Raw genomic sequence first — 17587 nt, 5'->3', positions numbered from 1 at the left:
TTTTTAATACCTATTAGTAGTAAGTATATCTTCTAACTTGAGCAATATATTTCGCCAAACGAATTACTTGATGGCTATAACCGTATTCGTTATCATACCAAATATATAGTACCACATTTTTACCGTCTTCAGTAACAATGGTCGCCTTGCTGTCGTAAATAGCCGGCGCCGAAGTGCCAACAATATCGCTTGAAACAAGTTCATTGCTCATGGAATATTTTATCTGCTCTACCAAGTCGCCTTCCAAAGCATATTTCTTCATAGTTGCATTCATTTCGGCTACTGAGGTAGGCTTCGCTACTTCAAGATTTAAAACTACCAAAGAACCATTAGGAACAGGAACACGAATTGCATTGGAAGTCAGTTTGCCATCCAAAATAGGTAAGGCTTTTGCAACTGCTTTTCCAGCGCCGGTTTCTGTAATTACCATGTTTAATGCTGCAGCGCGACCACGACGGTATTTGCTATGCATGTTATCTACCAAATTCTGGTCGTTGGTATAGGCGTGAATTGTTTCTAAATGTCCACGAACTACGCCGAATGAATCTTCTACCGCTTTTAAGACAGGAGTAATAGCATTTGTTGTACAGGAAGCAGCTGAGAAAATATCAACTGTATTTGGGTCGTATTCGTTTTGGTTTACACCGTGAACGATATTTGGAACTCCTTTCCCTGGAGCGGTAAGCAATACTTTTGCAGCACCTTTCGCTTTTAAATGACGGCCCAAAGCTTCCTCATCACGGAAAGCACCGGTATTATCAATGATTAATGCGTCATCAATTCCGTATTTTGTGTAATCTATATCCTCAGGATTGTTTGCCGAAATAACGTGAACCGTAGTTCCGTTGATAATCAGCGCGCTGTTTTCAAGATCTGTACTAACAGTTCCTAAAAAATCTCCGTGAACAGAATCATATTGAAGCAAGGAAGCTCTTTTGTCTAAAACAGATTGGTCCATATTGCCGCGTACCACGATGGCACGAAGACGGAGTTGGTTTCCTTGTCCTGTACGCGTCATAAGCTCACGTGCCAACAAGCGGCCAATACGGCCAAAACCGTAAAGCACTACGTCTTTTGGGACTACTGTTTTTGCTTCTTTGGCATCTTTTAATTTAGCTGAAACGAATGCCAAAGCGTTGGAGTATTTATCGTCTTCCAAATGGAATTCGTAGGTAAGTTTACCAATATCCAATTTTGCTGGTGGAAGATCCAAAGTTTTAATGGCCTGTGCAATTTCAACAGAGTCGAAAATTGAGATAGGCTTTTGGACGAATTCGCCTGCATATTCGTGAAGGTTTAAAATTTCACTCACATTGCGGTCGATAAGTTGGTTACGGAAAAGTACCAATTCAATGGACTTGTCATACCAAAGGTCGCTAATGATTTTAATAAATTCTACTGAGGCTTTCCTGCGGTCAGTTTGAAAAGACAGTTCTTTTTCATAAACGTCATCAAAACTCATAAGGATGGATTTTTAAAGGGTTTAAATTTTGTGCAAAATTACTTATTTTCATCGGCTTGGGGAAATTATTAAGGAAAATAAAAACACCGCTGAAAGTTTTGATTTTCAGCGGTGTTGTAAACATGGTTTTTTCGGTTTTACCTAAATATAAAGGAATTTATATTTCCTGCGCCATCCATAAATGTCATTTTGATTGGCGTACGTGGGTCTCGCTCTGTCATAATCCTCCTAACGTCGTTTATGTCTTTTATCGGCTCGTCATTTAATTGGGTGATTATTATTCCTTCTAGTTTGTATCGGGCAACTTCTGGAGTAAGGGCTCGGGTAACCACCACGCCATTAGTTAAACCGCGTTCTTTTAGCTCTGCCGAAGTTGTGTTCTTGACTTCCAATCCTAAATTATCGATTGAAAAGGTTTCAAGTTTTACAAGGGTTACGGGAATCACCTTTTCTTTTCCGTTGCGAAGTACAGTTACCTGAACCACATCATTTGGTCTTTTTGAGCCTAGATATCCTGAGAGATCTGAGAACTTTGTAACGCGAACTCTATCTAGCATTTTAATAATGTCTCCTTCTTTTATTCCTGCTTTATCGGCGCCACTTCCTTTTTCAAGACCGCCAACAAATACGCCCTCGGTTTCGTTGATTCCGTATTTCCCAGCTATTTCTTGGCTAATATTTCCAACTTGAATTCCAAGAATGCCACGTTGTACGTTTCCGTATTCCAAAATATCTTCAATTACTTTTCGGGCATTGTTGGAGGGAACCGCAAATGAATACCCAATAAAACTTCCTGTTTCCGAAGTAATTGCGGTGTTTATACCAATCAATTCGCCTCTTGTGTTTACCAACGCACCACCGCTATTTCCGCGATTTACCGCAGCATCTGTCTGTATAAAGGATTGTGGGTTTCCATCAAATTGATTGAGATCTCGCGCTTTCGCACTTATAATACCTGCGGTAACTGTTGAGGTTAGGTTAAATGGATTTCCAACTGCAAGCACCCATTCTCCAATCTTTACATTGTTAGAGTCGCCAAAAGGGATAAACGGAAAATCTTCGTCGCCGTCAATTTTAATCAATGCGATGTCGGTTGCTGGGTCGGTGCCTATCAATTTGCCCGTATAGGTTTTATTATTGTTCAGCGTTACCTCAAGATCTGTGGCATTTGCAATTACGTGGTTATTGGTAACAATATAACCGTCTGGTGAAATTATTACGCCACTTCCGCTGCCAATCATAGCTTTGGGCTGCCCTCCTCCCTGGAAATATTCAAATATGTTGGTAGGCTGCCGGCTTACGGTAATATTTTTAACGTGAACAACAGCGTGAACTGTTTTCTCTGCAGCATCGGTAAAATCGGTGTTCATTTCAGCTCCATTTGATGAGAAGCTAGTATTCATAAATGGAGAACTTTGCTCTGGTTCAAAGCTAATATGCTCTTTTTTTTCGAAGTATTTATAGCCTCCGAGTGTGATTGCACCTGCAAACAGTGCTACCAGGAATAAACGAAATGTCTGTTTCATTTTAAATTTATTTTTATTAATAATATTTAGAGTTGCGTAAATAATTAGCTATAAAAAAGATTTTTTCATTGAAAATTGAGTTTTTTACTTGAATCTTCATATTTCGAATAGCTATACAAATTTAACAAGCATCAACCTAAAAAAGTATGCCATAAAGCCGTATTTAACTTGCATTTAACGTGAATACTATTCCAATACTTGTTGTCCTTTCTTTCTTGGAATTATATTTTCTTTGAGGTTTAATCTTTGGTATTTGGAATTTGTTTTTTGAAATTTTACTATCTCGCGGGTTATTGCCGCTAGATAGTTTGTTATATCTTTGCGCGAATATGGAATTCGTTTTTTACAAATATCAAGGCACTGGCAACGATTTCGTCATTATTGACAATCGAGAAGGGGTTTTTCCGAAAGAAAATACCGAGTTGGTGGCCAAAATGTGCGACCGCCGTTTTGGCATAGGTGCCGATGGTTTAATCTTATTGGAAAACCATTCCTGCCTTCACAGCACGACTTTGGCAGATTTTACTATGGTGTATTATAATTCCGATGGCAACCTTAGTTCTATGTGTGGAAACGGCGGAAGATGTATTGCCCATTTCGCAAAATTTCTTGGGATTATTTCTGAAGAAGCTACTTTTGAAGCGGTTGACGGAATGCATCAAGCTACTGTAAAAAACGATTGGGTTTCCTTAAAAATGAATGATGTTGAAGCAATCACTAAATCTAAAAATTACACTTTTTTAAACACAGGATCGCCTCATCATGTTGAGGTAGTTTCCGGACTGAAAGATTTTGATGTTTTTAATACTGGAAGAAATATTCGCAATGCAGTTTACGGAAAGAAAGGTAGCAACGTAAATTTTGTGGAACAGGTTGATGATGCCGTTTTTTCGGTCCGAACATACGAAAGGGGAGTGGAAGACGAAACACTTTCGTGTGGTACTGGCGTTACAGCTGTTGCTCTTGCCATGTTTGAAACAGGGAAAACTTCAGAAAACACAATTACCTTGAATACTCTAGGTGGACAGTTGGAAGTGCATTTTAATAAGGAGGGCGTCAATTATAATAATGTATATTTGAAGGGTCCAGCCATTCAGGTTTTTAAAGGAAAATGGAAGTTATGACACTAAAAGGAAACAATATATTTCTTCGAGCATTGGAATCAGAGGATCTCGACTTTCTTTACGAACTTGAGAATGATGAAACGCTTTGGGAAGTAAGCAATACAACCCATCCGTATTCCAGATATATTTTGAAGCAATATTTAGAAAACAGCTATCGCGATATATATGAAGTAAAACAATTGCGCCTTGTTATCTGCAAAAGTGAAAATGAAGCACCTGTAGGTTTTATTGATTTATTCGATTTTGAACCGAAACATCATAGGGTTGGAGTTGGTATCGTGATTTTTTCAGAAGAAGATAAAAGAAAGGGAATTGCAACTGAAGCCATAGAACTTGTTTGTAAATACGCGTTCAAGAATTTGAACGTACATCAAATATTCGCTGCAATTACCGAAGGAAACCAAGGAAGCATAAAACTATTCGAAAATATAGGCTTCGAAAGAAGTGGTGTCAAAAAAGATTGGATTTTCGTAAATGGGAACTATAAAAGTGAATATTTCTACCAATTAATTCGATAAGTTTTATTTTTCAATAAAATCATTCTTTTGTACTTTGTATTAATAATTATTCATCAGATTTCTTATCAATTTGTATTTACGAATTCAAAATTTACATTACACAATTCTAAAAAATGTATATAAAAAAAATATTGCTAATCATTGTTTTGCTTGGAGCTGTCGCTATGGGTGCATTTGCATGGTATGTTTCCCATACTGCTTTTTCAAATAATACGGCTTTTAATAATAAGGAAGCGCATGTTTATATTCCTTCTAATGCTTCAATAAATGATGTAATGGAAGAGCTAGAGCCACTTTTAAAGGATACGGAGACTTTCTATACGGTGGCTAATCAAAAGAAATATACTGGGAATATTAAGCCAGGTCATTTTATAATAACCAAAGGAATGACCAATAATGATATTATAAATGCCTTGAGAAGTAGAAACATTCCTATTAATATAAAGTTCAACAATCAGGAACGCTTAGAAGATTTAGCAGGTCATATTTCAACGCAGATAGAAGCAGACAGCCTATCTTTAATAGAGGCAATGCGAGATCCCGAATTCTTGAAAGACGCTGTTTTAACTAAGGAAACTGCTCTCTCTATGTACATTCCGAACACTTATGAATTTTATTGGAACAGTTCTGCAGAAACTTTCCGCGGCAGAATGAAAACCGAATACGAACGTTTTTGGAATGAATCCAGAACCCAAAAGGCAAAAGATTTAAACTTAACCAAAAACCAAGTAATGTCACTTGCGGCAATTGTTCAAAAGGAAACAGCAAAGGTAGAAGAGAGGCCGAGAGTTGCCGGAGTATATTACAACAGATTGAAAGTTGGAATGCTCTTGCAAGCCGACCCAACGGTTATTTATGCACTAAAACACGAAAGCGGTGATTATAATCAGATTATAAAAAGAGTACTCTATAAAGATTTAGAACTGGATTCACCCTACAACACTTATAAATATGCGGGTGTTCCTCCTGGACCAATCGCCATGCCTGATATTTCTTCCATTGACGCTGTTTTGAATCCCGAAAAGCACGATTATTATTACTTTGTAGCAGATGTTACCAATTTTGGATATCACAAATTCGCCAAAAGTCTTTCTCAACACAATGCCAATAAGGCTGAATATGTGCGCTGGGTAAATGCACAAGGTTTGAAGCGATAGTGTTTACTCCACTGCATTTTCTGTTAAAACCTATGATTAAAATAGGTTAAATTATGTTAAGTCTCCTCTTAATTAATGAATTCCTTGTAACTTAATAATACATAAATAATTGATAATCAGTAAATAAATTGATTTTCAATCGTTCTTTGGTATACTAATTTCATTCGGCGGAGTGGGCATGCTTTTTATAAAAAACGTGTGTTTGCTAATTAAAAATTTATTTCGTCACGTACAAAGCGATGGCGCGATAATTATAATTTAAAACTAAGTAAAACATGACAAAACGTTTTATGAAATTGTCTGCGCTGCTTGTTCTAACGGTTTTTACCGTTATGGCATTCTCTTCAAAAAAAGAAGAATACAGCAGTTCTATTTTCGCTACAGACACTATAGGAAACATTGCTTATGTTCCTTATGACTATGAAGTGAATTTGAGTTCTCAAGATGAAATTCCATTTCTTGGGAAGTCGTTCTTAGGTTTCTGTTATGACCTCGGCTTTAGTGAAAGCAGTGGTAATTACAGGGCCGTGAATAGATTGGGTTATTTAGGCAAATACCAGTTTGGTCGTTCCACACTTCGTTGGGTGGGGGTTTATAATACGTCTCGCTTTTTAAATTCTCCTTTATTACAGGAAGCAGCTTTTAAAGCTTTAATTTCTAAAAATAAATGGGTATTACGAGATTATATTGATGAATTTAGTGGCCAAACCATTGATGGTGTTAAAATAACAGAATCAGGTCTTTTGGCCGCGGCACACTTGGGAGGAGCCGGAAATGTGAAAAAATTTCTGGATAGTAAGGGAGCAAATGTCTTTAAAGATGCTAATCATATTCCTATTACAAAGTATATGAAACGCTTTGTTGACTATGATGTTTCTAGAATACTCCCAGACAACAACGCCAGAGCGACATTATAATTATTGAAAAAACCAGGTTGACAAGCCTGGTTTTTTATTTAATGATTTTTTAACAGCCTATAAATCAGATTTTTAAAAAAATATGTATCTTTGCGCGCTTAAACGAAGGAATAATACTATTCCCGAATTTTAAATGTAATGAAGAAAAGAATATATCTAATTGCAGTTTTACTTGTTGTTACCGTAATAGTAGGGACAGGATTTAATTCAAAAGATAACACCGATTTTTCTGCTTTCAGTACAGAAGGATTGGAGTTAAACTTTGATGTTCCCACAGAGGCTGAACTTGCTCCTTTAATAGCTCCTGTGACTCCGAAATTTTATTTGTTTTTGGGGAAATCCTATGTAGGGTTTAAAGAAGCTCTTGGTTTTAAGGAATCGAGAGGAGATTACCATATTGTAAATGATTATGGATATATGGGGAAATATCAATTTTCTAGAGCAACCCTCAGAATGATGGGCTTTAAGAATACTGACAATTTTCTATTTGATACTAAGCAACAAGAGGCCGCTTTTTTAGCTTACACTTCACGAAATAAGTGGATTCTTAGAAGGGACATAAAACGTTATACGGGCAAAACTGTTGGTGGTGTTAAAGTTACCGAATCTGGAATTTTGGCAGCTGCGCATTTGGCTGGAGCAGGAAATGTGAAAAAGTTTCTACGAAGTGCTGGAGAACTAGGATTTGCAGATGCTAATGGCGCTTCAATTCGTTATTACTTGCGGAAATTTTCGGGTTATGATACCTCACATATTGTTGCAAATAAGAAACCGCGAGTAATGTAAAAGTTATCCGTGAATGATAAATAAGGTGGGTCTTTTATGAAGGTCCACCTTTATTTTTTTCCATAATGCTACTGAAGCCGTTTTAATATATTCCGATGGCAAGGTTATGTCACAGGCTACACAGATTCGAGTATGCGCACTGAGGTCTTCCGTTAAACTTTGCAGCATTTGATTGTTGCGGTAGGGCGTTTCAATAAATAGTTGGGATTGGTCAAAGTCTTTCGAAATTTTCTCCAAACGTTTCAGTTCCGCTTTTCGCTCGCCTTTATCAATTGGCAAATAGCCATTGAAGGCGAAATTCTGGCCATTAAAGCCACTCGCCATCATGGCGAGTAGGATGGAAGATGGGCCAACCAAAGGCACCACTTTTATACCTTTTTCATGTGCATAATGAACTGCACGAGCGCCAGGATCAGCGATTCCTGGACATCCTGCATCGCTAATAATGCCCACGTCTAGGCCTTCTAAACAAGGCGTTAACATAGGTGGAATTTCTTCAGGTTGCGTGTATTTATTTATCTCTTGAATTTTTAAAGAAGGCTGCCCCTTCTCGGGAACGATACTTTTTATAAAACGACGCGCATCTTTTTCGTGTTCCACAACATAATGGTCAATGTTTTCAATTGCTTTTTTTACTGAATTTGGGAGAACATCTAATGCGGATACGTCTCCCAGTGGACAAGGGATTAGATATAAATTGCCTTTTCTTGTAGTCATTTAAAAAAAATTATTGAATTATTAGCTTTTTAACTGCAGAGAACCCTTTTTCTGAAATTACTTTTGCAAAGTAAATCCCTGGATTTATTGATTCAGTTGAAATTTTATGATTATTACTAAAAATATTTTCTTTGGAAGAAACTAAGCTACCTCTAATGTCTAAAAGTAGAATTGTTTGTAGCCTATCATCTTTCAGACTGAAAAGGACATTTCCGCTCGTAGGATTCGGAGTCATACTAAGGCTGTTTTCAATTGAAAATTCTTCCGTTCCAAGTTCTGCGGGTTTTATTTTAAAAATTCCTCCGTTCAAATCGATTATATACAACTCTTTATTTACATCTTCGCCAAAAGAAACCCAGCTACCAGGTAAGTTACTACTCCACATTATATTGCCATCGCTTAGTATGCTTCCAATTTCACCAGTACAAAAATCAGCAAAAATGTAGTCACCGTTTAACGATTGATATAAACTTCCTCTGTAAACATACCCGCCGGTTATAGAGCATTTTCCGTTTGTGTGAGGATATTCGGCAATTGGAAAAGTCAGTTCTGAAGCTTGAGGGCAATTTTGGTTTTGGAAAGGTTGTGAGCCTTCGTAACAACGCCAACCGTAATTTAAGCCACCTTCTATGGTGGAGACACGATTTATTTCTTCTAATTCAGATTGTCCAACATCTGCTATCCAAATAGTATTATCGGTAAAATCAAATGAAAAACGCCAAGGATTTCTCAAACCATAGGCCCATATTTCTTCGCGTGCATTGGGATTGTCAACAAAGGGATTATCTGCAGGGATTCCGTAATTATTTCCACCGGAAGGATTATCAATATCTATTCGTAATAACTTCCCCAATAATAAATTAATATTTTGAGCGCGATTTCCAGGATCTCCGCCACCGCCACCATCACCAGAAGAAATGTAAAGAAATCCGTCGGGTCCAAAAGCCAAATTTCCACCATTGTGGTTGGCAAATGGTTGTTCATAATCAAGTATAGGTAATTCGGAATTCATATCGGCTAAATCAGGATTTCCAGAATTAACAGAAAATCTTGAGATTTGAGTGTCTCCATTTGGTTTGGTATAATTTACATAAAAATACCCGTTGTTGGTATAATCAGGATGAAAGGCAAGACCGAGAAGTCCGCGTTCTCCACCATTGGAGATTTGTCCTGAGAGATCGAGAAAAGGAATTGAGTTTACGGTTCCGTTAATTTGAATTATTTTTATTTTTCCACCTTGTTCAACAATAAAAAGGCGTTCATCATTAGCGTGTTGTAAACTAAGCGGTTGGGTAAAACCATCTTTAAACAATTCGATTGTGACTTCTTGAGCGAAAACAATACATGAAGTAAAAAGAAGTAGCAGTGCAGGAATTAACTTTCTCATGGCCATTTTTTTTAGGAATTACTAAATATAGTAAAATGCGCCGAGTATAAGCGTTAAAATCTATTGGCAATTTGGTCGCAAGCCTCATCAAGCATTTTGAAAACATTTTCAAAACCTAAATCTCCGCCAAAATAAGGATCAGGAACATCCACGTTTTCCCCAGGAAAAATTTCATTTAGAATAAGTTTCACTTTTTTCTTTTGGGAATCGTTTTCCGCCAGTGCTAACACGTTTTCCATATTGGAGTTATCCATAACGTAAATTATATCAAAATCTTCGAAATCCTTGGCGGTAAACTGTCTTCCGCGTTGGGGTGTTATATCAATGTCGTACTTTTTACCCACAGCGATACTTCGACTATCTGGTTCTTGACCCACATGCCAATCTCCAGTTCCTGCGGAATCAACCAATATTTTGGAACGATCTACTTTAGACTTTAAGATACCTTCTGCCAATGGTGAACGGCAAATATTGCCTAGACAGACCATAAGAATTTTGTGTTTTTTCAAAGCTCTCGGATTTTTGTTATTAAGATACAAAGTTATTAGGTTGTCAATAACCTGCAACCTTGAATTTTAAACCTTGAATTTTTAAAGTGTCAGTTTTTTATTGAGTTCTTCCACATATTTTCGGAATTGCTTGTCGGTGGTTGAAAGGTTGTCAACGGTTTTACAGGCGTGAAGTACCGTTGCGTGATCGCGCTGTCCAATTTGTGAGCCTATAGAAGCCAAGGAGGCTTTCGTCAATTTCTTTGCAAAAAACATGGCTAATTGGCGTGCTTGCACAATATGTCTTTTACGGGTTTTTGATTGCAAAGTATCCACATCCATTTGAAAATAGTCACTCACCACTTTTTGGATATAATCTATGGAAACTTCACGTTTGGTATGTTTCACATAGTTATCAACAATCTTGCGCGCAAGCTCAATGGTGATTTCCTTTTTGTTGAAAGAGGAATGGGCAATTAATGAGATAATAGCACCTTCCAATTCCCGAATATTCGTTTTGATGTTATTGGCCAAAAATTCAACAATATCGTCAGGCATTTCTACACCATCGCGATAAAGTTTATTTTTAATGATAGCAACACGCGTATCGTAATCTGGGTGATTTAATTCCGCAGAAAGTCCCCATTTAAAACGAGAGAGTAGGCGCTGCTCAATATCCACCATATCTACCGGTGCCTTGTCACTAGTTAAAATAACCTGCTTTCCATTTTGGTGCAAATGGTTGAATATATGAAAGAAAACATCCTGTGTTCCAGCTTTTCCAGAAAGCAATTGAATATCATCAACGATCAATACATCTATAATTTGATAGAAGTGGATAAAGTCGTTTCGGTTATTCTTTTTTACGGATTCTATATACTGTTGTGTAAATTTTTCCGCAGAAATATACAACACGGTTTTTTCCGGATATTTATCCTTTATATCAACGCCAATTGCGTGGCCCAAATGTGTTTTTCCTAAACCAACTCCACCAAAAATAAGTAGTGGATTAAATGAAGTTCCTCCAGGCTTATTTGCGACTGCTAAACCTGCCGAACGGGCCAATCTATTTGATTCCCCTTCAAGGAAATTCTCGAAGTTGTAATTAGGGTTTAGTTGCGATTCAATCTTTACATTTCTAATCCCTGGAATTACAAATGGATTCCTCAATTCCGGACTCTTGTTTTTTAAAGGAACGTCAACATCTTGTGATCGTAAATTACTTCGGTTGGCGCTTGGTATTTTTTCGGTGAACGGTTGTTTATTGCCGTAGGTATTTTCCATCTTGATGATGTAAACCAATTTGGCAGAAGAGCCCAACTCTTTGGTAAGTGCCACTTTTAAAATCTTAACATAGTGTTCCTCAAGCCATTCGTAAAAAAATTTACTAGGAACTTGAATACTGAGAGCGTTGTCGGTCAACTTAACTGCCTTAATAGGCTCGAACCAAGTTTTGTACGCTTGCGAAGTAATGTTATCTTCGATAAAGGCCAAACAATTGTTCCAAACTGTTTCTGCAGTTTTGCTCATAGTTAAAAATTCTGATCTGTTTAATTAAAAAGTTTTAGCCAAAAAATAGGGGTTGGAGTCTTTCCTCGTTATTTCTTAACAGTGCAAATATGTGAACAAAAAAGTTATAAAAAAAACCACTTTGGGGTTGAATTATTAGTTTTTTTTCGTCATACTTGACTTTCGATAAAACTACAAAAAAACTTTCTTTAAACCCCATAAAATTTTGAAGAATACACTTACAGACATTAGAGTTCGCTATGGCGAAACTGATCAAATGGGCGTTGTCTATTACGGCAACTATGCACAATACCTGGAGCAGGGCCGAACCGAATGGCTTCGAGAACTAGGCTTTAGTTACAAGTGGATGGAAGCCAACAACGTACAGCTTCCGGTGGTGCACTTTAGTATAGATTATAAGCTTCCAGCGGCTTATGATGACCTGTTGACAGTGAAAACCACATTAAAGAAAATGCCCACGGTAAAAATTGAATTTCAATATGAAATTTATAATGAATCCAAACAACTTTTGGCCACTGCAACCACTATTTTAGTTTTTATCAATAGCACAACAAAAAAATTGATGAAGGCACCAGATTATTTAATTGAGAAATTAATAGAAGAATAATTAGTCTTCAATTCGTTTTATTAAAACTTTGTAGGTGTTTTCAAACACTTCAAAAATTCGTTCGGCATCTTTTTGTCGGACAGAAATTTCGAACTCGCATTGCAGTTCCATTTTACGATTGACTACGGAAATATTTTCGTCGTTTATAATCCGCATGACGATATTCATTTCTGGATATTCAAATTTTAGGCTAAAAGTTTCATTAATTGTTCTTTGAACGATTTTTGAAGCTTCCAATGCCATTTGTGCGGAGGTTTTATAAGCTTGAATCAAGCCGCCCACGCCCAGCTTGGTTCCCCCGAAATAACGCACTACAATTACAAGTACATTTGTAACGTCGAATGATTGCAATTGGCCGTAAATAGGCATGCCAGCGCTGTTGGAAGGCTCGCCATCGTCATTGGCGCGATAATGTTCATAACTCTTGCCAATTTGCCAAGCATAACACCAATGGCGCGCACTGTGGTGTTTCTTTTTGAGATCTTCAATATGTTCTTTTACTTGATCTTCTGTGGTTACCGGAAAAGCATAACCAAAGAATTTACTTCCCTTTTCCTTGTAAAGCGCCTCTTCGCCGGGCTTTTTAATTGTTTTGTATGTGTCTTTTTCTATCTCCAAATTTATTTTTTCTAATTTCTAATTTCTAATTTCTCAAGTCTCACACCTGCCTGCCGGAGGAAGGTCTCACATCTCAAATCTCTCTAAAGCTATCAAAATAATACTTAAAACAGCCAGACCAATTCCGAACCAGTTTTTTGGCAATAATTTTTCTTTGAAAAGCATGATGCCCAGAATGGTAGAAGCCATAACGATGGCGACATTGTTTATTGCGAAAATACCCGAGCTGTCTAAAATACCACTTCGGAAGGCTTGTACCAAGAAGTAAATGGAAAAATAGTTTGGAATGCCAAGTGCGATTCCACCAATTACATTTTTTAATTGAAACTTAAACGTTCCTTTTAAAGCTTGAAAGGCCAATAATCCGAAACCAATTATGGCAGATACCGCATAAATAACTGCCGAGAAAATAGGAATGTCGTTTTTGGCTATAAATTCGCCCTCCAAATATTTTACTGTTGTGTCAATAATCCCACTTCCTAAAAAAACAAGAATGGGAAAAATAATATTTGAAGTCTTTACCTTGATTCCATCTTTTGTTTTTATGGAAGTCAAATAAAGAGCTGCCAAGGCTAAGACAATCCCAATAATTTTAAAATAACCAAGACTTTCGCTATAATAAACCAAGCCGAAAATGATGGGGAGAACAACACTCATCTTCGTTGCTACGGAAACTACAGAAAGGCCGCTGCGTTGTGTTGTCAGGCCCATTAAATTAAATACCAGAATAAACAAACCACCTAAAACTAGAGCATATGGAAACCAGGAATATTGGGGAATATCAACGATATGTATGGTGGTTTTCTGAAAAACGATACCGCAAATAGTTGCGGTAACATAGTTCATCACAATGGCATGAAGTGTATTTACCTTAAATTTTGAAAACAGTTTAAAAATGAGGAAAATCGCCGTAGAAGAAAGAATACTCAGGGCAAGGAATATCAAGAGTTAAGGTTTTTAAAGATTTGTAAAGTATCTTCTTTTATCTTGTCTTCGGAAATTAAATATCCTTGGAAATTGGGCGCTTTAATGCCGTCTCCAAAAGATGTATTTCCTGAAAACACAAAAGATTCGTCCCATAGATTTGCATCAATAAAAGTTTGCAACGTTTTGGCGCCGCCTTCAATGATGACAGATTGCAGCTCTTTTTTGTATAAAGTAGCGAGGATTTGCGGAATTATTTCTTCGGAAAAATTAATCTTTAGAAACGTAGTATTTCCTTTTTCTGAAGACTCTTTTCCGTTAAAGATTATTGTTTTTGTTTGCCCATCCAAAAGCGAGTAATTTGCTGGAATTTTTAATTCTTTATCAAGAACCAGGCGAACAGGATGGTTGCCAGACCAATCGCGAACCGTGAGCGATGGATTGTCTTGAAGTGCCGTTGTATTTCCAACGAGAATCGCCGCTTCGGTTGCACGCATTTTATGAACTATTTGACGGGAATATTCATTCGTAATCCATACTGGTTTTTTCTCGCTTCGAGTTTCGTTTTTTGGCGAAATAAATCCGTCGGCCGTCTGCGCCCATTTTAGAAAAATATAAGGTCTTTTTTTTTGGTGAAAAGTAAAAAATCGTTTATTTAGTGCGTCACATTCTTTTTCCAAAACGCCGACGACCACATCACAACCTGCTTCCATCAATTTTTTCACTCCTCTTCCTGCAACTTTTGGATTGGGGTCTAAGCTTCCGACAAAAACTTTTTTGATGCCAGTATCTATAATTAAATCGGCACAGGGTGGGGTTTTACCATAGTGGCTACAAGGTTCTAGACTTACGTAAATTGTTGCATTTTTCAAAAAGTTTGCTTCCCTCAGGCTTCCAATGGCGTTTACTTCGGCATGAGGTTCACCGGCTTTATAATGCCAGCCTTCACCAATTATTCGATCATTCTCAACAATAACGCTACCCACCAACGGATTTGGATAGGTGGTTCCAAGACCATTTTTGGCTAGTTGGATACATCGGGACATATATTTTTCATGTAACTTCACCGCGTAAAAATACAAGGATTTAATTAGATGAACACGCCCATAATTCGACTTATTGAAAAGAAAGACAATCCGCAAATCGCTAAAGTGATTCGCAGTGTATTGGAAGATCTTGGCGCTCCAAAAGTTGGAACAGCCTATGCAGATGAAGCTTTAAATTGTATGTTTGAAACTTATCAAAAACCAAATTCGGCATATTTTGTTGTTGAGAAAAATAATATAATAATTGGCGGTGCTGGCGTAGCAAAGCTGGAGAACTTTGATGGTAATGTCTGCGAACTCCAGAAAATGTATTTTCTTTCTGAAGCTCGCGGAAAAGGAATTGGCTCTCAAATGATGGAGTTTTGCGTGGCGAAAGCTCGCGAATTTGATTTCGAAAAAATATATCTCGAAACCATGGAATATATGACCCATGCCCAAAAACTTTATAAACTATCAGGTTTTGAAAACCTTGAGGGGCCGTTGGGAAATACAGGTCATTATTCCTGCCCTGTGCAAATGTTGAAAAGGTTATAAATATCTAAATTCCAAAATCCAAAAATCAAAATACCAAGGCATAATAAAAATCAAATTTAAAAAGATTATTAACCGCCTCTTTTTAAGTTAGGTGTGCTTTTCTTGTAGTTGCAGGCCGTTTTCCTGTTAGGAAATGCCAAAGGAAAACCTGTAAGTCTAAATTCTCGTTATGAAATTAAACCAACTAAAAAAAAGCTTTCAAAGTTCCATATCTGAACTATATCCTTTGGAAGAAATACAATCGTTTTTTAATATTCTTTCTGAAAAGTACTTAAATCTTTCTAGACTGGAAATTGCTTTAAATCCAGAAAAGGAAGTTTCAGATAAAGATGCCGAAAAATTTCAAGCAGCGTTGATTCGTCTAAAAAATTTCGAGCCAATTCAATATTTAATTGGAGAAACTGAATTTTATGGACTTCCTTTTATAATCAATCACCACACGCTAATTCCCCGTCCTGAAACGGAAGAGCTGGTAGAATGGATCTTGTCTGAAGTACCGACTTCGCTGGTTAGTGGTATCTTGGACATCGGCACAGGTTCAGGTTGTATAGCAATATCACTGGCGAAAAATCTTCCACAAGCAAGTATTTCTGCGTTAGATATTTCTGAGGAAGCACTGAATATCGCCAAAAAGAATGCAGCTATAAATAAAGTCGAGGTGAATTTCTTTCAAGCTGATGTTTTAAATTCCAAAACGCTTCCGCAGTTGTATGATGTAATAGTTTCAAACCCACCCTATGTTCGGCAGTTGGAAAAAAAACTGATGCAACAGAACGTTTTAAGGTACGAGCCAGATACTGCTTTATACGTTCACGATGAAGACCCTTTACTTTTTTATCGCGCGATTTCTCAATTAGCAAGGACGCATTTAAAGCTTAGCGGGAAACTATTTTTCGAGATTAATGAGTACCTTGCAGAGGAGATGGTTGCACTTTTAAAAGGCGAAGGTTTCCATGATGTGGAAATAAAAAAAGACATATTCGAGAAGGACCGAATGATTAAATGTACTATCTAAAACCTTTGTGAACCTCTGTGTTTCTTTGTGCAACTCAGTGGTAAAGTTTTTACACAAAGTTTCACTAAGAAAATTTACTATGAACGAACTTAAAAAAATATGCGTTTTCTGCGGTAGCAGCGAAGGCAACGATCTTGCAATTACTGATGCAGCCAAAAAACTGGGAGAAATTTTTGCCAGTCGAAATATAACTTTAGTTTACGGGGCAGCCAAAATAGGCGTCATGGGAAACATCGCCAAAAGTGTGTTGGACAAGAAAGGAAAAGTTATAGGCATTATCCCAAATTTCCTGAAAAAGAAAGAAGTGGTCCATCTTGGTCTTACCAAATTGATTACAACCGAAAATATGCACCAGCGCAAGCTAAAAATGCAAGAGGAAAGTGATGGATTTATTGCTTTGCCTGGTGGAATGGGCACCTTGGAAGAACTTTTTGAAATTATTACTTGGCTCCAGCTTGGGCTTCATCAAAAACCAATCGGTCTTTTGAATATAAATGGTTTCTATAACGATCTTATAAAAATGCTCGAGACCATGGTTAGAAAAGGCTTTGTCTCCATGGATAACTATAATTTGCTTTTAGTGGATAACAATCCAGAACGACTTCTTGAGAAGATGGAGGAATTTAAACCAAGCATGCTTCCAAAGTGGTTGAATGAGGATCGGGCATAAAAAAATCTTAGATTTTATTTAATCCATTGATTTTTAAACTTTATATAAGTATAACGAAATTGACTCTAGCAATTTATATTCCAACGTTATGTCTAATACTTACCATCAAATATATATACAGACTGTGTTTGCAGTGAAGTATAGGAAAGCCTTGATTCAGAAAGACTGGAAGCCAAATTTGTGTGGTGTGATAGGAAATTTAATCAACGAGACAGGTTGTAAAACCTTGATTGTAAATGGTGTTGAAGACCATATCCATTGCTTTTTTTCGCTTAATCCTTCTTTGAGCGTTTCAGATGTTATGAAAAGCGCGAAGGCTAAATCCTCCAAATGGATAAATGACAGCAGATTTCTGTCCCATAGATTCGAGTGGCAGCGCGGTTTTGGTGCCTTTTCCTATAGTAAAACGGCTATTCACAATGTATATCGATATATTCAAAACCAAGAAGCTCATCACAAAAAGCAAAGTTTTTTGGACGAGTATAGGCAGCTCCTAAAACATTTTGAGGTGGAGTATGAGGAGGCTTATATTTTTCATGAGCCTATTTGATTAGAGTGCTC

Annotated in this window: 19 protein-coding genes; 10 read left to right on the top strand and 9 right to left on the bottom strand. The window is 37.1% G+C overall.

All coding sequences use genetic code 11. The features are described from left to right. Positions 1-13: 13 nt before the first annotated feature. Together G440_RS0114015 and G440_RS0114005 are read right to left on the bottom strand one after the other, a co-directional pair. Entirely contained in the window at positions 14-1462 is a 1449-nt protein-coding gene (locus G440_RS0114015; protein ID WP_026451885.1) for a glyceraldehyde-3-phosphate dehydrogenase, read from the bottom strand. 137 nt (positions 1463-1599) lie between these two features. Beyond that, entirely contained in the window at positions 1600-2988 is a 1389-nt protein-coding gene (locus G440_RS0114005) for a trypsin-like peptidase domain-containing protein (protein WP_026451884.1), read from the bottom strand. 329 nt (positions 2989-3317) lie between these two features. Between G440_RS0114005 and dapF the strand changes: the two genes are divergently transcribed. The 5 genes from dapF to G440_RS0113980 all read left to right on the top strand — a co-directional run bounded on the left by dapF (position 3318) and on the right by G440_RS0113980 (position 7490). After that, positions 3318-4112, top strand: coding sequence for a diaminopimelate epimerase (gene dapF, locus G440_RS0114000; RefSeq protein ID WP_026451883.1), 795 nt, complete (start codon positions 3318-3320; stop codon positions 4110-4112). Continuing rightward, complete coding sequence (locus G440_RS0113995) at positions 4109-4630, top strand: GNAT family N-acetyltransferase (protein ID WP_425393624.1); 522 nt, start codon at positions 4109-4111, stop codon at positions 4628-4630. The genes dapF and G440_RS0113995 overlap by 4 nt, the downstream gene beginning before the upstream one ends. Positions 4631-4743: 113 nt before the next feature. Next, positions 4744-5787, top strand: a complete 1044-nt coding sequence (gene mltG, locus G440_RS0113990) for an endolytic transglycosylase MltG (protein WP_026451881.1) — start codon at positions 4744-4746, stop codon at positions 5785-5787. Between the two features lie 275 nt (positions 5788-6062). Beyond that, positions 6063-6704 (top strand): hypothetical protein, encoded by a 642-nt coding sequence (locus tag G440_RS0113985; protein WP_026451880.1) that lies wholly within the window; start codon positions 6063-6065, stop codon positions 6702-6704. A 138-nt stretch (positions 6705-6842) separates the two neighbouring features. Then, on the top strand, positions 6843-7490 hold the full coding sequence (locus G440_RS0113980; protein WP_026451879.1) for a hypothetical protein: 648 nt from the start codon (positions 6843-6845) through the stop codon (positions 7488-7490). Positions 7491-7493: 3 nt separating this feature from the next. Here G440_RS0113980 and G440_RS0113975 read toward each other — a convergent pair whose 3' ends face one another. The 4 genes from G440_RS0113975 to dnaA form a co-directional block, all read right to left on the bottom strand. After that, the gene (locus tag G440_RS0113975) at positions 7494-8207 is read right to left on the bottom strand and encodes an SAM-dependent methyltransferase (protein ID WP_026451878.1); all 714 of its coding nucleotides are present in this window, start codon (positions 8205-8207) and stop codon (positions 7494-7496) included. A 10-nt stretch (positions 8208-8217) separates the two neighbouring features. Continuing rightward, positions 8218-9594 carry a PQQ-dependent sugar dehydrogenase gene (locus G440_RS0113970; protein ID WP_026451877.1) on the bottom strand — a complete coding sequence of 459 codons (1377 nt, stop codon included), beginning with the start codon at positions 9592-9594 and terminating at the stop codon, positions 8218-8220. Positions 9595-9647: 53 nt separating this feature from the next. Next, on the bottom strand, positions 9648-10082 hold the full coding sequence (locus G440_RS0113965; RefSeq protein WP_026451876.1) for a low molecular weight protein-tyrosine-phosphatase: 435 nt from the start codon (positions 10080-10082) through the stop codon (positions 9648-9650). A gap of 102 nt (positions 10083-10184) precedes the next feature. Further along, positions 10185-11612, bottom strand: a complete 1428-nt coding sequence (gene dnaA / locus G440_RS0113960; protein ID WP_026451875.1) for a chromosomal replication initiator protein DnaA — start codon at positions 11610-11612, stop codon at positions 10185-10187. Positions 11613-11817: 205 nt separating this feature from the next. Here dnaA and G440_RS0113950 point away from each other — a divergent pair, with 205 nt between their 5' ends. Further along, positions 11818-12219 carry an acyl-CoA thioesterase gene (locus G440_RS0113950; protein WP_026451874.1) on the top strand — a complete coding sequence of 134 codons (402 nt, stop codon included), beginning with the start codon at positions 11818-11820 and terminating at the stop codon, positions 12217-12219. Here the strand turns inward: G440_RS0113950 and G440_RS0113945 are convergent, their stop codons facing one another. The 3 genes from G440_RS0113945 to ribD all read right to left on the bottom strand — a co-directional run bounded on the left by G440_RS0113945 (position 12220) and on the right by ribD (position 14828). Then, positions 12220-12837, bottom strand: a complete 618-nt coding sequence (locus G440_RS0113945) for an IMPACT family protein (RefSeq protein ID WP_026451873.1) — start codon at positions 12835-12837, stop codon at positions 12220-12222. 66 nt (positions 12838-12903) lie between these two features. Then, positions 12904-13782, bottom strand: a complete 879-nt coding sequence (locus G440_RS0113940; protein ID WP_026451872.1) for an EamA family transporter — start codon at positions 13780-13782, stop codon at positions 12904-12906. Beyond that, complete coding sequence (ribD, locus tag G440_RS0113935) at positions 13779-14828, bottom strand: bifunctional diaminohydroxyphosphoribosylaminopyrimidine deaminase/5-amino-6-(5-phosphoribosylamino)uracil reductase RibD (protein ID WP_026451871.1); 1050 nt, start codon at positions 14826-14828, stop codon at positions 13779-13781. Before ribD ends, G440_RS0113940 begins: the two co-directional genes overlap by 4 nt. 27 nt (positions 14829-14855) lie before the next feature. Between ribD and G440_RS0113930 the strand changes: the two genes are divergently transcribed. The 4 genes from G440_RS0113930 to tnpA all read left to right on the top strand — a co-directional run bounded on the left by G440_RS0113930 (position 14856) and on the right by tnpA (position 17576). Next, on the top strand, positions 14856-15341 hold the full coding sequence (locus G440_RS0113930) for a GNAT family N-acetyltransferase (protein ID WP_026451870.1): 486 nt from the start codon (positions 14856-14858) through the stop codon (positions 15339-15341). Positions 15342-15510: 169 nt separating this feature from the next. Next, on the top strand, positions 15511-16356 hold the full coding sequence (prmC, locus tag G440_RS0113925; RefSeq protein ID WP_026451869.1) for a peptide chain release factor N(5)-glutamine methyltransferase: 846 nt from the start codon (positions 15511-15513) through the stop codon (positions 16354-16356). Between the two features lie 79 nt (positions 16357-16435). After that, positions 16436-17026, top strand: coding sequence for an LOG family protein (locus G440_RS0113920; protein ID WP_026451868.1), 591 nt, complete (start codon positions 16436-16438; stop codon positions 17024-17026). A gap of 88 nt (positions 17027-17114) precedes the next feature. Next, positions 17115-17576, top strand: coding sequence for an IS200/IS605 family transposase (tnpA, locus tag G440_RS0113915; RefSeq protein ID WP_026451867.1), 462 nt, complete (start codon positions 17115-17117; stop codon positions 17574-17576). Positions 17577-17587 lie beyond the last annotated feature (11 nt).

This window comes from Aequorivita capsosiphonis DSM 23843 (assembly GCF_000429125.1).
GTDB lineage: Bacteria > Bacteroidota > Bacteroidia > Flavobacteriales > Flavobacteriaceae > Aequorivita > Aequorivita capsosiphonis.
This window is presented reverse-complemented; position numbering and strand designations above follow the sequence as displayed.

What these genes read in the sequence shown, in the direction of transcription:
- G440_RS0113975 (WP_026451878.1), bottom strand. Translation starts at nt 8,207, where the DNA reads ATGACTACAAGAAAAGGCAATTTATATCTAATCCCTTGTCCACTGGGA.
- tnpA (WP_026451867.1), top strand. Translation starts at nt 17,115, where the DNA reads ATGTCTAATACTTACCATCAAATATATATACAGACTGTGTTTGCAGTG.
- G440_RS0113920 (WP_026451868.1), top strand. Translation starts at nt 16,436, where the DNA reads ATGAACGAACTTAAAAAAATATGCGTTTTCTGCGGTAGCAGCGAAGGC.
- prmC (WP_026451869.1), top strand. Translation starts at nt 15,511, where the DNA reads ATGAAATTAAACCAACTAAAAAAAAGCTTTCAAAGTTCCATATCTGAA.
- G440_RS0113995 (WP_425393624.1), top strand. Translation starts at nt 4,109, where the DNA reads ATGACACTAAAAGGAAACAATATATTTCTTCGAGCATTGGAATCAGAG.
- G440_RS0113970 (WP_026451877.1), bottom strand. Translation starts at nt 9,594, where the DNA reads ATGAGAAAGTTAATTCCTGCACTGCTACTTCTTTTTACTTCATGTATT.
- G440_RS0113930 (WP_026451870.1), top strand. Translation starts at nt 14,856, where the DNA reads ATGAACACGCCCATAATTCGACTTATTGAAAAGAAAGACAATCCGCAA.
- G440_RS0114015 (WP_026451885.1), bottom strand. Translation starts at nt 1,462, where the DNA reads ATGAGTTTTGATGACGTTTATGAAAAAGAACTGTCTTTTCAAACTGAC.
- G440_RS0113980 (WP_026451879.1), top strand. Translation starts at nt 6,843, where the DNA reads ATGAAGAAAAGAATATATCTAATTGCAGTTTTACTTGTTGTTACCGTA.
- dapF (WP_026451883.1), top strand. Translation starts at nt 3,318, where the DNA reads ATGGAATTCGTTTTTTACAAATATCAAGGCACTGGCAACGATTTCGTC.
- dnaA (WP_026451875.1), bottom strand. Translation starts at nt 11,612, where the DNA reads ATGAGCAAAACTGCAGAAACAGTTTGGAACAATTGTTTGGCCTTTATC.
- G440_RS0114005 (WP_026451884.1), bottom strand. Translation starts at nt 2,988, where the DNA reads ATGAAACAGACATTTCGTTTATTCCTGGTAGCACTGTTTGCAGGTGCA.
- G440_RS0113965 (WP_026451876.1), bottom strand. Translation starts at nt 10,082, where the DNA reads ATGGTCTGTCTAGGCAATATTTGCCGTTCACCATTGGCAGAAGGTATC.
- mltG (WP_026451881.1), top strand. Translation starts at nt 4,744, where the DNA reads ATGTATATAAAAAAAATATTGCTAATCATTGTTTTGCTTGGAGCTGTC.
- G440_RS0113985 (WP_026451880.1), top strand. Translation starts at nt 6,063, where the DNA reads ATGACAAAACGTTTTATGAAATTGTCTGCGCTGCTTGTTCTAACGGTT.